Below are 14,109 nucleotides of genomic sequence, written 5' to 3'. Positions count from 1 at the left end.
CAGGAGTACACGCGATGAGCAAACGAATGCTCGTGATTCTGGGCCACCCCTCCACCGACAGTTTCTGCGGGGCGCTGAGCGAAACTTACGTCCAGGCCGCCAAGGATGCCGGACATGACGTGCGCCTGCTGCGTCTGGATGCGCTGGACTTTGATCCGGTCTTGCACCACGGCTACAACACTATCCAGCCGCTGGAGCCGGACCTGTTGCAAGCCCAGGCCGATATCACCTGGGCCGAACACCTGACGTTCGTTTATCCGATCTGGTGGGGCGGCATACCGGCGTTGATGAAGGGCTTTCTCGACCGCATTTTCCTGCCCGGTTTTGCTTTCAAATACCGTGAGGGCAAGGCCTTCCCCGACAAACTGCTCAAGGGCCGGACCGCGCATCTGCTGGTGACCATGGACACGCCGCCCTGGTATTACAAATGGGTCTATCACATGCCCGGCCTGCACCAGATGCGCAAGACGACCCTGGAGTTCTGCGGCATCAAGCCGTTGAAGACCCTGACTTTCGGGCCGATCCTGGGTTCGAAGTCGACCCAGCGTGACGCCTGGCTCGAACAGGCCCGGGTTACCGCCGGTAGCTGACGCACCCTTCGCTGCCTGCTGACGGCGCACCCTCGCCGTCAGTCCGTCCTCACGTTCCCTCTCAAGCGGTCGTTCGTCGGCTGTGCGCGTCATTTACACGCCGCTGCAACCATTGAATGTTATTCACTATATTATTCGCTCCGATCAGGCATGAGGTCTGGTCGCGCTACGCCCTGTTTGATCATCGAGACGGATCTTTATGTATATCGGCAAAGCCGCCCAGCTGTCGGGCACCACAGTCAAAAGCATTCGCCATTACGAAGAAATCGGCCTATTGCCCGAGCCCAAGCGTGAAGGCAAATACCGTATCTACAGCCAGCAGAGTGTCGAGGTGTTGACGTTCATCAAGTGCGCCCAGCAACTGGGTTTCAAGCTCAAAGAGCTGCGGTTGATGTTGAACAACTACCAAGGTGACGAATTCCCGTGGGACATGGCGCAAAAAGCGATCGCCGAAAAAAAGGCCGAGCTGGTCTCCCAGATCGGCGCTCTACAGCAACTGCACAACGGCCTCGAAGAATTCGAAAACAACCTCAACGATGCCCGAGATGAATGTCAGTTCGAGCGTATCGCCCGCTATGGCGAAAAAAACCCGGGCACTACGCTGAACTGACTACCCTGCTGCGCAGGATGATCCCTCGCATGTCACTGGCGCGCCTGCGCTGCCGGTCATCAGGTCAGATCAAGGCGGGCTTCCCTGCGGCTCGATCTTTTTCCGGCAGCGGCGCTACCGGAACAATCGCGGCGAAGAACCACGGAGACACCAGCGTCACCAGCAGAATGGTCATGACACCGCTGGAAAACAGCGCCATCGCCACCAGTGCGCCCAAATCAACAATCGGCTTGAAGTCGGAAAACAGCAGCGCCATGAATCCCACGGAGAAAATCACCACGTTGACCACGGTCGAACGGCCGACGCTGTGCATCGCCTGCAAAATGGCCGCGTCGATATGAATGCCTTGCTGCACCAACAGTTTGATCCGTGACAGCAGGTGCACCGCGTAATCGACCACACCCACCACCAGGAAGGTCACCAGTGTCGTACCGATGTTCAGCTCGATGCCGAACAGGAACATGAAGCCATAGACTGTCACCGAGGTGGTCAACAGGGTCAGCATGCCGAGTACGCCCAACCGTACCGACTTGAGCCAATACATCATCATCAGCGTGACCACCAGCAACGCCAGGGAAAAACTCAAGACCTGGCCCTGGGTGATTTCCTGCAACACGCCGGTCCAGATCAACGGCGTGCCGGCGTGCGTCACTTCGAGATTGGCCGGTTTGTTCACCAGCAACCAGGCATCGAGCTGATCCAGCATGGCCTGGTAGTCGCTGGCCACCGACGACGTCATGGTGTACAGCGTCAACGCCTTGGAATAGTCGGCGTTGAGCACGTTATTGAGGTCCGAGCCGCCGCCGTTCTCGAACAGCATTACGTGTTGCTCGATCAGTGAATTGCCCGGCACCTCGAACCGCTCGACCTGCCCCTCATCATTGACCGACGTCACCTGCTCCAGCGCCTGGGGCACGCGCAAGTAGTCGGGGTTCATGTCGTTGAGCACTAGGTTCATACGCTTGACGTAAGTCGCCAGGGAATAGCCGTAACTGACGTGCGGTTGCTGCTTGATGAAGTGGTCGAGCTTGTCGATGAACTGCACCACTTCAGTGGTCAGCACGCCGCGCGGCTCTTTGCTGTCGATGGCGATCCAGCCCGGTGCCGTGCCCGCGACCCCGGCTTGGTTGATGAACTCGTCCGAAACGCGAATATGACTCTCGGGCTTGAAGTAGGCGATGCCCGAGTCTTCGATATCGACGCGAAAGGTGAACACCGTCATCAAGATCAGCAAGGGCAGCGTCACGATCAAGATCGGTTTGCGCCACTGGATCAACCGCGCGCAGAACGCCACCAGATAACGCGAAATGATCGATTCCTTGTGCACGGCAGCGAGGGTTTTCGGAGTCTGGTCCTTGCCCCAGATCGAAATCCAGGCCGGAATCAGCAACAGTGAAATAATCAGCGCCGCCGTCAGGCCGATGGACATGAATACGCCGAAATTGCGGATGCTGACGATGTTGTTGGTCGTGGAAATCATGAAGGTGGCGATGGTAGTCACCGTCGTCAACACCACCGGCACCACCATCAGCCGTTGCGTCTCGCGATTGGCTTCACGGTTACTTTTACCGGCGTTTTTCTGCTCGTAATACTCGGCCATCACATGGATCGCATCCGAGCAGCAAATGGTGAACAGAAACACCGGCAGGACACTGGTCAGCAAGTCGAACGGCACCCGCAACAAAGCCATCAGGCCCAGTGTCCAGATGGTGCAGAACAGAATATTGAACAGCGGCAACAGCACGCCCAGCGGTTTGCGGAAGAAGAAAATCAACAGCAGGGTGATCAACAAAAAGACAATCGGAAACAGCACCGCCAGGTCATGGTCGATGATCTCCTGCTGGGCCGCGATGAAGATCGGCATGCCGGCAATGAAGATCTCATCCTTGAACTCTGGGTGCGCTGCCTGATAGTCCGCGACAATGCCGCGCACGATCTGGTAGGCGCGCAGTTGCGCCTGGGCGTCGTCTTGCTTGGTGCCCAGCTCGGCCACCAGCATCGCGACTTTCTTGTCCTTGGAGACGACCCCGTCGACCATCAGCTCGTTGCCCATGATCTGCGACTCGACCAGCGCCGGGTCCATGTCGTAGGCGTTGAGGGTCTTGTGGATCAGCAACTCACCATCGCCGGTCAGCACGATGTTTTCCAGGTCGCCCATCGACGCCATTTCACGAATCGGGTTGATTCGCTCGGCGAGAAATGTCAGGAACAACTGATCATGGGCATCCCAGTTCTGGCTCTGGGCGTAATCACGCAGGGCCTTGGCCTGGGCGTAGTCGTTCTGGGAAAAACCGTTCTCCAGAATGTCCCGCGCCAATAACTGTGCACGACTGTCGTCTGGGTGCTTCGCAACGATTTGCGTCAACTGTTCCTTGTCGGCGTCGTTGGCCAGGATCATCTTGCGCACCGATTGCGACATCGAAAACAGTGCGTTGAGGGTCGGCTTGTTGAACACCGTCTGCGGGTTGTTGATTGCCACCATCACCGAGTCAAACGTGCCGGTGAATTCGCTTTGCAAGTCGATGATGGTCTTGCGCGCCGGATGGCTTTCCTTGAGCAAGTAAGGGTTGGTGTCGGAGATCAGCGAGCCCAGCGTATAGGTGAAATACGCCGTGACCGCCACCAGCAGGAAAACGATCGCCCGCGCATAGCGCTCGACGAAGTTCAGGTATCTTTCCATGATCATGCGTTCCAGGGTCGTCGGGATCGGTGCTTAGCGGGCAGACACGGCAAAGTCCGGCACGTCGCCGGTTTTCAGCCCGCGCTTGATGGCGGTCTGGGTGAACAAACGGTCTTCCAGTTGCACGTTGTATTGCAGGTGGTTGAAGCGCATCTCCGAACGCGTGCCGTCGATGAAGTGTTCGGTTTCGCTCAACACGATGCTGTCGATCGAGTCGATGGTGTCGACCTTTTGCGTGCGCATCTGCTTGACCAGCACGCCTTTGACGTCGAAGAAGTCCTGACGCATGACCAGGAAATTCTGCTTGTCGATCCACACTTTCAGCTTGTTGTAGCCAGTCTTGGCCAGCACCTCGGGCGACGCCGGTTCACGCTCGATCACGTAGCAGTCGCGGCCCTTGACCTGTTCTTCGCCGACCAGCGTCTGGGTGTAATCCTTGACCCGGATCTTGTCCAGGTCGGCGTAGGAGTACTCGCTGCCCATGAACGAGCCGCGCTTGTCGGTGGTGGAGATCCGCCGCGTCTGGCGGCTGACCGGCAAGTACATCCACTGGCTGTCTTCCTGGCCCAGGGTTTCGTGGGGGTTTTCGATATGAAAAGCCACGTCGCGCACGTCAGTGGGGGCGGAGAAATACATGCTGAATTTGTCGCTGTCCGGGTAATCCTTTTGCAGGTAAGTGAACTCGCGAACCCGGGTATTGCCCTTTTTGTCGTGGAGGATCAGCGACACTTGGGACATGAAGCTTTTGCCGTCGTTTCGATCCCGCACCTGGCGGATGATTTCATCGGCATTCTTGCCGTCGGCGGCGGTGGCGCAAGCGCCGCTCAGGATCAATGCGGCGGCGGTCAGACTTTTGAATAGCGGCAACATGGGAACTTCCCTTTTCGTCAGATGAATATGGTCGAGCCCATGCGCCAGGGGCACGCAGGCGTCATAGGGTTAAAACAGGTAACCGGCGGACAGCCGCACTTGATCGCGGTTGTCGTACTCGCCGAAGGGCTTGTCGGGCTTGCCGAAGAACACATCCACTTCCAGCCCGAGCTTGATCCAGTCCACCGGTTTGTAAGTGAAGATGCCTTGCAACAGCGCATCGTCGTTAAACGGTGGCGAGGCGGCGACCACCAGCCGGCTCTTGAGTCGGTCCTGCCAATGGGTGCCCTCGGCGGATAAGGTGAACAGGTGCTCGCGCTTGTCTTGCAGCATGCCGTCCTGCCAGTCGAGCAATTGCTGTTGCTGCCACTGCACGGAAATCAGCCAGTCACGCAGCAAGTAGTCGACGCCCAGCAACGACTTGACCATCGAGGTGCTGTCGGCGCCGTAAGCGCGGGTCGGATTGGTCACCCGCCAGTTGTCGAACCAGGCAATTTCGCTGCGCACCACGATGCTGTGACCGGCGTCGATCGCCAGCCCCGCGCCGCCCATGGTGTAACGGGGAAACTGGCGCTCCAGTCGCGTGCGGCCGTCATCGGCCAGGCCTTCGACGGCGTACACCGGGTCCTGCTGGCGCGCGTTCAGTGCGACGAAACTGGTGTCCACCGAACCGATCCGGCCATTGGCGCTCAGGCCATACGAAAAGCCCTTGTCACCGTCGTAGCCGGGCTTGGAATCGAGCAGGAAATACTGAGGATCCGGCGCGGCAAACAGCGGTGCGTCGAACTCGCTGCCTGCCACCGGCGGCTGGTTTTTCACAAAGTCGGTGATCCACAGCGCCTCCAGCTCCCACTCGCCCACCGGTTGCGCAAACCGCACCATGGGCACCGCGATCCGACTGTCTTCCAGCAGCGGAGTCAGGCCATCGCGATAGTCCACCGGGTTGATCTGGTCGAGCACCCGCAACTCATCGGCACGGCCCCAGACCACTTGCTGCCAGCCGACAGTCACCTCGCCGTCGCCCACCGACTGGCCCCAGTACAAATGCCGCCAGTCGGCGTCGAAGCGGTATTTGTCCCGCGCCCGCTCGCTGTACGGATTGTTGCCGTCATACCGGGCGTCGTAACGCACCCGGCCCTTGGCCTTGTAGTAACCACCGTCCCAGTTGTCTTCCAGGTTGGCCTTGAAATACATGGCCTTCTGGGTGATCTGGTCGTCACCGTGCAGGCGCAATGCGGTGGCGACGCCGACCTCGGCGTCGGCGTAATCCGGCTTGAGGTCGTCGACCGTCAATTCAGCCAGCGCCGGCGGCGCGACCATGCAGGCCAATACCGCCCACGCGGCACGGTTAATGTGTGATCCCGGCATGGTTACATTCCCAACCCGACACCGCCGTCGATCACCAGGCTCTGCGCAGTCACCCCGCCCGCTTCGGGGCTGGCCAGGTAACGCACCATCGCCGCGACTTCTTCGCTTTGAATGAAGCGGCGCATCGGCAGTTTTTTCTTGGCGTTGCGCAGGATCTGTTCCTGGGTCAGCCCGGCAATGGCCGCTTGCGCCGCCAGTTCACCTTGCAGCATGGGCGTATCGATCCATGCGGGCAGAATCGCGTTGACGGTGATCAACCGTGGTGCCAGGTCCAGCGCCAGGGCTTTGGTCATGCCGACGATGCCGTGCTTGGAAGCGCAGTACGCGGTGTTGCGGACCTTGCCGGCGCGGCCGAGGATCGACGACATGTTGATGATCCGCCCGCGGTCCGGCATCAACGGCAGGCACAAAGAAGTGACGTAGAACGTACCGTTGAGGTTGACCGAAATCACCTTGTGCCAGTTGTGCAAATCTTCCGGTTCGTTCTCGTTGCAGATACCGGCGCTGTTGACCAGCACATCGACGTAGTCCACCTGTTTGGCGAGCATTTTGAAGAAGGCTTCCATGCCCTCCAGGTCGGCAATGTTCGCCGAATGGGTTTCGACACGGGCCTTGATCTGCCCGTGTTGCTCGTCGACCCAGCGTTGTAGTTCCGGTAAATCCAGATCCAGCAGGATCAAGCGGTGCCCGGCGTCGGCGGCAAAATTCTCTGCCACCGCCCGGCCGATGCCTTTGGCGGCACCGGTAATCAGAATGGTCCGGCTCATGGCATCTTCAACCCGCCGTTGACCGGCAGGACCTCACCCGTCAGGTACAAACCGCGATCGGCGATGTACAGCACCGCCTCGGCTATCTCATGAGGTTCGGCGTAACGCTTGATCAGCAACCGTGACTGGATTTCCTGTTCCTGACTGCCGATCAGCGCCGTGCTCATTTCGGTGTTGACGATGCCCGGCGCCACCGCATTCACCCGAATGTTGCGCGGCGCCAGTTCCACTGCCAGGGCACGGGTCAGCGCTTCGACACCGCCCTTGGCCGCGGCATAGTTGCTTTGCCCCTTGCCGGGTTTCTGCGCTGCCACCGAGCTGATGTTGACGATGCAACCGCTGCGCTGGCGCATCATGCCCGGCACCACTTGCTGACAGCAGAGCAAGGTGCCGATCAGGTTGGTCTGGATCACCTCGACGATGTCGCGGCTCGGCATCGTCGCCAGCAACCCGTCACGGGTGATGCCAGCGTTGTTGACCAGCAGATCGACGCGCTGGAAATGCTCGTCGACCCGTTCGAAAAAGGCTTTGATGCTGTCGCCGCTGCTGACATCGCATTGCAGCGCCAGGCACTCGAGGCCCAGTGCCTGAACCTCGTCACGCAAGGACATGGCGGCCACTTCGTCGCGTACATAACTGAATGCGATCTGAAAGCCCGCGCCGGCCAGGGCCAGGACAATCGCCCGGCCGATACCACGACTGCCACCGGTCACCACTGCTACTTTATTCGGCATGACCGTTCCTTAGAGTGAGTTGTCAGTCTTGAACTGCGCGAGGCTGAAGCCGTGGGTCGCGGCCAGGGCACGAATCTGCTGCACTTGCTCGCGGCTGATATCGCCGTAGGAGTAGTGCTGTTTCATCCCGGACAACCCCATCAACACCGACTCCGCCATGCAGGCATACAACTGGCCTTCCTTGAGGTAGGCGCGCACGTTACGAATCAGGCCATCGCCCAACGGTGTCTGGACAATCCCGCCGTGCATGTACAACACGTCGGCCCGTTGCCCGGAGAGGTTCTGATCGACGTTCAGCGGCACCGCGATGTCGCAGATCACGCTGTTTTCGGCGAAGTGATCGGCACCGAGAAACGGTTGAGGGGCATTCGCCGCACAGAGCACGATGCGCGCCTGTTTCAGCACCTCAAGGTCATTGCTGACCGTGATGAACGCATTCGCCCCCAGGTGCTCTTCGACCAGACGCTGCACTCGCAAACCGAGGTCGGCGCCAGCACCGTGGGCCTGCAACAACGCGTCGATGCCGTCGAGTTTCTGCAAGCGGCTGGCGAGGCGGTCGTGCTCGGCGACACCTTTGAGAATCGCGCGGGCGGCCTCGGCGTAAATCAGCTGGGCGGTTTTCTCCAGGCGCCGCAGTGAGCCGTCGCGACCGCTGCCGATGAGGATCAGGTGTTCGACACTGGTGGACAGCAACGAAGCGTAAGTGGAAGCAATGTTGCCCGCCGCACCGACCACCGCCGCCGTCTGTTGGCTCAGTTCCAGGCCTTGCTGCTTGCAGCCTTGCTCGATCGCTTCCAGGCCCATGCCGATGGTCAGCGCATTGCCGGAAGTCAGCGCCATGTCGGGGATTTTCAGCGCCTGACAGTTGTTGGTGACGATCGAGGTGTACATGCCCAGACCGGCCACACTGTAGCCATCCGCCCGGGCATCACGGATGCGATTACCGACTTCGTCGCGGATGGTGTCCAGGTCGCCACTGGCGATGTACGCAGCCATGGCATCGGAGTCCATGCACAACGGGTACAGGGTGAATTCCACGGCGGTGCCGAGTTTCGAACGAATCAGCACCGGGCCGATTGGCGCAGCACGCCGCTCCGGGGCCATACGTTTGATGAACTCGCGCTTCTGTTCGGCGCTGAGGGTCGACAGCGACGGATCAACATCACTGAGCATGTCGGAATCGATCAGGTGATTGATGAACGCCACGCGCGCCACCACGCGAACGTTCTCGTCAGGCTTTGGGAGGTTTTCAGGTTCCTTGAAGCTCACCTCGCGGGCCGGTACTTCGGGGATGCTGTCGGCACACACCCCGGCCGCCAGCGGGAAGGCATCGCGTCGACGCAGCATGTCGCAGACCTTTTGCAACGAGCCGATCAAGCCGTCGATTTCCTCGAAGGTGATGCACACCGGCGGCTCCAGGCGAATCACGTTGGCGTTGCTGCCCGACGGCGCGACCCGCAGCGATTCGAATTGCAGCAGGTAGCCGGCAATGATGTAACCCAGCGCATCGTTGTACTGCGCCGACGCCTGCACCAGCGAACTGGTGCCGGTCAGGTCGTGCAATTCGAACCCCAGCAGCAACCCTCGACCACGCACGTCGGCAATCACGTCCGGGTACGCGGCTTTGAGTTCGAGCAATGACGACTTGAGGTATTCGCCTTTCCTGTTCACCTCCTTGAGCATCGCGCTGTCGTTGGCAAACAAGCGGCGCAATGCCGACAGGGCGATATGGCACGAGGCATCGTCTTCGGCGAAGGTCGAGCTGTGGATGTAGCTGAAATCGTTTTCGTAGTGGCTGGCACGGATGACCGTCGCGGCAATTTTCATCAGGCCACCGCCCAACGCTTTGGACAGGCAGTAGTAATCGCCCTGCAAGTTGAAATGGCTGGCGCCGAGCAAAGTGCCGGTGCGGCCGAAACCCGATTGCACTTCGTCGATGATCAGCGGGCATTGCTGCTCGTTGCACAGGCGACGCAGGCCCAGGTAGAACTCGTTGGCGAACTCGTTGATGCCGCCCTCGCCCTGGATCGGTTCGAGCAACACCGCCGTGATCGCGCTGAAAGCGTCACGACGTACCTGCAAGGTCTCGCCGCTCCACTCAAGGCTGAGCCAATGCCGCGTGTGGCGGGCCGGCAAATCCAAGAGCTGCTGGGGTTGCTGCGGATCGATGAACTCGACGTTAAGGCCAAAACGGGCGAACGGCTGACGGTACTGTTTGCCGTACGTCAGCTGGACGGTGTTCACCAGTTTGCCGTGAAAGCTGCCACGCAGGGCGACGAATACCGGCTCGACATGCAACTGCGCGAGGTTGTGTTGACGCACCGCTTCCACCACTTGGCGCACGGTCACGTAAGACAGATTTTCCGGCAGCAATCCGGCGGGCAGGTCGAGGTCATCAACGTCCAGTTCGACATAGGCCTTGTCGCTGGCGGTCAGGTTGGCCAGGGCGAAATCCCGTTCGTCGAACTGCTTCTGCAAGGTTTTCTGACGGCGGTATTCGGCATGCTTGACGGCGATTTCCACCGACTCGGCGCCACTGTTGGAGAAGGTCGAAATGTAGCGTTCGTTGTTGTTCAACTCCCGATTGAACGCCTCGCTGAGTTCGCGCCCCAGCATACCGGCGGCGCCACGCACGGACATCTGCGCATTGAACGGCACATCGGCGCGCAACAGGCCGCAGAGTTGGTCGACGAACTGCGGGTCATTGTGGCCAAACAACGCCGCACCGTAACCGCCCAGAAAGTCGGTGACGGTCACCTCTGCGCCTTGTTTGTCGAGGTAAAACAGCTTGCTGCCCAGCGCCCGGTGGAACTGGCATTCCAGGCCCAGGGCCTGCATTAATTCAACGAATTTAGGTCGTACGTAATCGCGGTAATCCATAAAAGTCATATCCCTTGATCAGAAAATAGAAGCGATTCATTACGTTCAAAACGGCTGACCGGCCGCCTGATAGTCGAGCTGGTAACAGGCGCTGAAACCGTTGTCGTCACGGTTGATGATCAGGCAGTCGCGCAGCACCGCGTCCCGGCCCTCACCGAGCACAAACGGCAGCTGCGGTTCCACCGGTTGCTGCAACCCGATGATCGGCGGCACACGCTGGGCCTGCAGTGCATGACGGGCCAGGATCAGGTCGACCAGGCTCGGCGCGCCGCTGAGAATGCCGGTCACCGGCACGCTACTGGTGATATGCGAGGCACCGGCGCGGGCCAGCGTCCGTGCCAGGTCGGTGTCCTTGTGCGGATCGCCACTGGCGCTGCTGACCAGCAGATCGACCTGCTTGTCCGGCAGGTTCAACGACCCCAGTCGTGGATGGGCGGTGAGTCCCGACAGGCAGGTCTGCGGCCCATCCGGTAGATCGTCGGCCCGGCGCAAAATCAATGCCGCCGCGCCTTCACCGGCAATCCCCCCCGTGCCTTGGCGATCGAATGCACGCAAGGTTTGCGAACCGTCGGTGCTGATCACGCCAGCCTCGGCCAGTGCGGCCAGCGCCAACGGATCGAGTTCACTGCCGGCGCCGACCACAATCGCCGCATCGATACGACCGCTTTGCAACGCCGCGCATGCCTCGCGCAACGCCGCCAGATTGCCGGCCACGCCTTGCATGTAGGCGTTGCATTCGCACTCCAGTTTCAGCGCCAGACTGACAACCCCGAGCAAACCGTTGCTCAGGCTCTTGAGCACCAGGAACGGGTCGAGCGCGCGCTCCCGCAACACCCGTTGAGCAAGGCGCCGCATGTCGGCACCGGACTCATCGCGGCACTCGTGGAGCAACTCGCCATAGGCCGCCAACGACGGATGGGTATAACCGCCCTGGCAGCAATAGAGGCCGTAGCGCAGCTCGTCATTGCCTGGTTCAAGCCCGGCTTCGACCAACGCCTGACGCACCGCGCTGACGCCCCAGATCACAGCCGGCGGGCAGTAACGCTGGAGATTCTGGGCCACGTCCTGGCGACTGGTTTGATGGTCTTCATCACTGACATGCCCGAACGCCGTCACGCGCTCACTGTGGAACAGTTTCGACTGCAGCAAAGCGATACCGCTGCGGGCTTCACTGGCCGCTGACCAAAAGCGTTGCACGCCCCAGCCGCTGGGTAATACGCAACCGCTGCCGGCGATGGCAACACGCACAGTAGCGCCCGTCATTGTCCGTGCTCCCGATATTTGCCCAAGGCCAGCGAAGTGTTGAGGCCGCCAAAACCGAAGGAGTTGCTCAAGGCAAAATCCACCCGGCGGCTGACCGCTTGTCCGGCGCAATAGTCCAGGTCGCATTGCTCATCGACCTCATGCAGGTTCACTGTCGGAGTGACCAGATCGTTCAGGCACGCCAGCGCGGTGATCATGCATTCGGGTGCGCCGGCGGCGGCAATCAAATGCCCGAACTGCGACTTGTTGGCGCTGATGGCCAGGGACCGGTAGTGTTTGTGCTCGGCGAACACACTTTTGATCGCCAGGGTTTCGGCGACGTCATTGAGCGGCGTCGAGGTGCCGTGGGCGTTGATCAGATCGATCTGTTGCGCACGCAGGCCGGCGTCGTCCAGCGCGGCTTGCATCGCCAGCGCCGCGCCCCGACCTTCGGGTTGCGGTGCGGTGACTTTGTAGGCGTCCAGGCTGCTGCCGAAACCGAGCACTTCGGCATACGGCGTCGCTCCTCGCGCCAACGCATGCTCAAGGCTTTCCAGTACCAAGAAACCACCGCCCTCGCCGGCAATCAGGCCACTGCGATCACGGTCGAATGGCCGGCACAAATCGACACCCCAGCGCTGTTCGCTCGATGCCGCGCCGAGCAGGTACAGCGCGGCCATGGTGTCGAGGTTCAGCACCGAATCGGCGCCGCCGGCAATCGCCACGTTCACTTCACCGCGACGAATCATCTGAAAAGCATTGCCGATGGCCTGGGAGGCTCCGGCGCAGGCGCTACTGATATTGATCACCGGGCCTTCGCAACCCAAACCGTCGGCAATCACCCGAGCCAGTCGATCATTGCTCTGACGCAGCGAGCCCTCGGTACTGACCTGCCCGGCGCGGGGCATCAGGTGTTGCCAGCCCGGGGTGCAGCCATCCGGTGCCTGGGTCAACAGCATGTCGGCCAGCATGTGTTGGGGCGCGCCCGAAGCGCAGAGCACGGCGGCTTCACGTAGCTGTTCAGGAGCAAGTCCGCTGTCTTTCACCGCTTGGGTGGCGGCCACCCAGCCAAAACGGCTGCGTTTTTCCAATGCAACGGTCCAGGCCGGGTGGTCCTGCAGGGCCTCAGGCAACAGGCTCATATCCACGGCCGCGGCGTAGCGCACCGGGAACGTGCCGTCTTCCACCCCGTCGGGCTGCCATGGACGCACGCAATGTTCGGCGCCAAGCATTTTTTCCCAGAGGGTCTGCCATTCGAAACCGAACCCGGTCACGGCGCCCATGCCGGTAATCACAATCCGTGTCGCACTCATGTGTGCTTCTCCATGGTTTCACTGGCCAGCAGCAAGGCTCCCCAATGACCGGCGCGGCTATGGCTGACCAACAGCGTATAGCCCGGTGTCGCCGAAGCGTTGTGGGTAAGGTGCAAGGCCAGCGCGATTTCGGTCAGCAAGGCGCTGGCGCCAAGATCGCCGGTCATGGCATGAGTGCTGCGAACGTCCTGCGGTCGGTCGGCGAACAGGCTCATCAGTTGCGCATCCTCAGGATTGGCGACGATTTGCTGGACGTCACCGAGGCACAGTTTTTCCAGGCTCAGTGCCTGGTCGATCACCCGCCGGGCAACCGCTGCGCCCCGTTGCGGATCAGCGCTGTAACCCCGGGCGAACCCGGCAATGCGCAAGGCCTTCGGGTTGGTGCGCGAAGGCGTCGAGCCGAGCAGCAGTGCCGCGGCGCCTTCGCCATAAGTCGGCTCGTCTGCCTGATAGGGTTCACGCAGATACAGGGCGGGCGTCAGGTTCGGACTGCTGCTGACCACCAGCGCCGCTTCGGCACGTTGCTCGACAATTTGCTGGCAGGCTTCGATCAAGGCATCGAGCCCGGCGTTTTCCTGGGAACAGAACCCACCCATAGGCCCGTGGCATTGCAACGCTTCGGCCACGTAGGCCATCACGCTGCTGTTGAGCAGCGTCAGGGCATGCAGCGGCGGTGTATTGGCCAACAGTTGCGCCAGTGGCTTTTGCGGTTGCTCGCCGATCGCTTGCACTGCGTCCCAGCAAGGGCTTGGCGCGTCGACTTCTGGAATGGCCGCCGTCAGGGCAATCCGTGCCGGCGGCAGTTGCAGGGCCGCGAGCGCGGGCGCCAGACGCGCCGTGCAATGCAAAAGCCGCAGGCCTTGAGGTTCGACGCTGCGCTGGATTTTGCGGTCGAACAGATCGCTGGCCAGACGCGGTGTCGGCAGCGGGTATGCCCGTCGCGTCGCGTCAAATGCCAGCGGTTGCGGCGAAGGTGGCGTTCCGAGCAGGTCGGCACATTCGCTGCCGGCGGCGTTCAGCACGGCGGCAGAATGGATGAAAACGGCAATGCTCAT

General features: G+C 60.8%; 11 protein-coding genes. 2 read left to right on the top strand and 9 right to left on the bottom strand.

Annotation, left to right across the window (positions count from 1 at the left end):
• Window positions 1-14 precede the first annotated feature (14 nt).
• A complete protein-coding gene (locus tag JIO00_RS03850; protein WP_077747337.1) occupies window positions 15-590 on the top strand; it encodes an NAD(P)H-dependent oxidoreductase in 576 nt (191 codons plus the stop codon).
• Window positions 591-789: 199 nt separating this feature from the next.
• Complete coding sequence (locus JIO00_RS03845) at window positions 790-1,200, top strand: MerR family transcriptional regulator (RefSeq protein WP_200667718.1); 411 nt, start codon at window positions 790-792, stop codon at window positions 1,198-1,200.
• Between the two features lie 64 nt (window positions 1,201-1,264).
• Here JIO00_RS03845 and JIO00_RS03840 read toward each other — a convergent pair whose 3' ends face one another.
• The 9 genes from JIO00_RS03840 to JIO00_RS03800 form a co-directional block, all read right to left on the bottom strand.
• Window positions 1,265-3,880: an efflux RND transporter permease subunit gene (locus JIO00_RS03840; protein WP_200667716.1), complete on the bottom strand. Its 2,616-nt coding sequence runs from the start codon at window positions 3,878-3,880 to the stop codon at window positions 1,265-1,267.
• 33 nt (window positions 3,881-3,913) lie between these two features.
• Window positions 3,914-4,750 carry an outer membrane lipoprotein-sorting protein gene (locus JIO00_RS03835; protein WP_010463723.1) on the bottom strand — a complete coding sequence of 279 codons (837 nt, stop codon included), beginning with the start codon at window positions 4,748-4,750 and terminating at the stop codon, window positions 3,914-3,916.
• A 69-nt stretch (window positions 4,751-4,819) separates the two neighbouring features.
• Window positions 4,820-6,118: a DUF1302 family protein gene (locus JIO00_RS03830; protein ID WP_154502972.1), complete on the bottom strand. Its 1,299-nt coding sequence runs from the start codon at window positions 6,116-6,118 to the stop codon at window positions 4,820-4,822.
• A 2-nt stretch (window positions 6,119-6,120) separates the two neighbouring features.
• On the bottom strand, window positions 6,121-6,885 hold the full coding sequence (locus JIO00_RS03825; protein WP_010463725.1) for an SDR family NAD(P)-dependent oxidoreductase: 765 nt from the start codon (window positions 6,883-6,885) through the stop codon (window positions 6,121-6,123).
• Window positions 6,882-7,619 (bottom strand): 3-oxoacyl-ACP reductase family protein, encoded by a 738-nt coding sequence (locus tag JIO00_RS03820; RefSeq protein WP_200667714.1) that lies wholly within the window; start codon window positions 7,617-7,619, stop codon window positions 6,882-6,884. The genes JIO00_RS03825 and JIO00_RS03820 overlap by 4 nt, the downstream gene beginning before the upstream one ends.
• Window positions 7,620-7,628: 9 nt before the next feature.
• The gene (locus JIO00_RS03815) at window positions 7,629-10,499 is read right to left on the bottom strand and encodes an aminotransferase class III-fold pyridoxal phosphate-dependent enzyme (RefSeq protein WP_200667712.1); all 2,871 of its coding nucleotides are present in this window, start codon (window positions 10,497-10,499) and stop codon (window positions 7,629-7,631) included.
• Window positions 10,500-10,544: 45 nt separating this feature from the next.
• On the bottom strand, window positions 10,545-11,762 hold the full coding sequence (locus JIO00_RS03810; protein WP_200667710.1) for a beta-ketoacyl synthase N-terminal-like domain-containing protein: 1,218 nt from the start codon (window positions 11,760-11,762) through the stop codon (window positions 10,545-10,547).
• Window positions 11,759-13,054, bottom strand: coding sequence for a beta-ketoacyl-[acyl-carrier-protein] synthase family protein (locus JIO00_RS03805; RefSeq protein WP_077747333.1), 1,296 nt, complete (start codon window positions 13,052-13,054; stop codon window positions 11,759-11,761). Before JIO00_RS03805 ends, JIO00_RS03810 begins: the two co-directional genes overlap by 4 nt.
• Window positions 13,051-14,109, bottom strand: coding sequence for a beta-ketoacyl synthase (locus tag JIO00_RS03800; protein WP_010463730.1), 1,059 nt, complete (start codon window positions 14,107-14,109; stop codon window positions 13,051-13,053). The genes JIO00_RS03805 and JIO00_RS03800 overlap by 4 nt, the downstream gene beginning before the upstream one ends.

The sequence above is a fragment of the Pseudomonas sp. SW-3 genome (assembly GCF_016615645.1).
Lineage (GTDB): Bacteria > Pseudomonadota > Gammaproteobacteria > Pseudomonadales > Pseudomonadaceae > Aquipseudomonas > Aquipseudomonas mandelii.
Note: the sequence above shows the minus strand (reverse complement) of the source record. Positions and strands in the feature narration are given on the sequence as shown.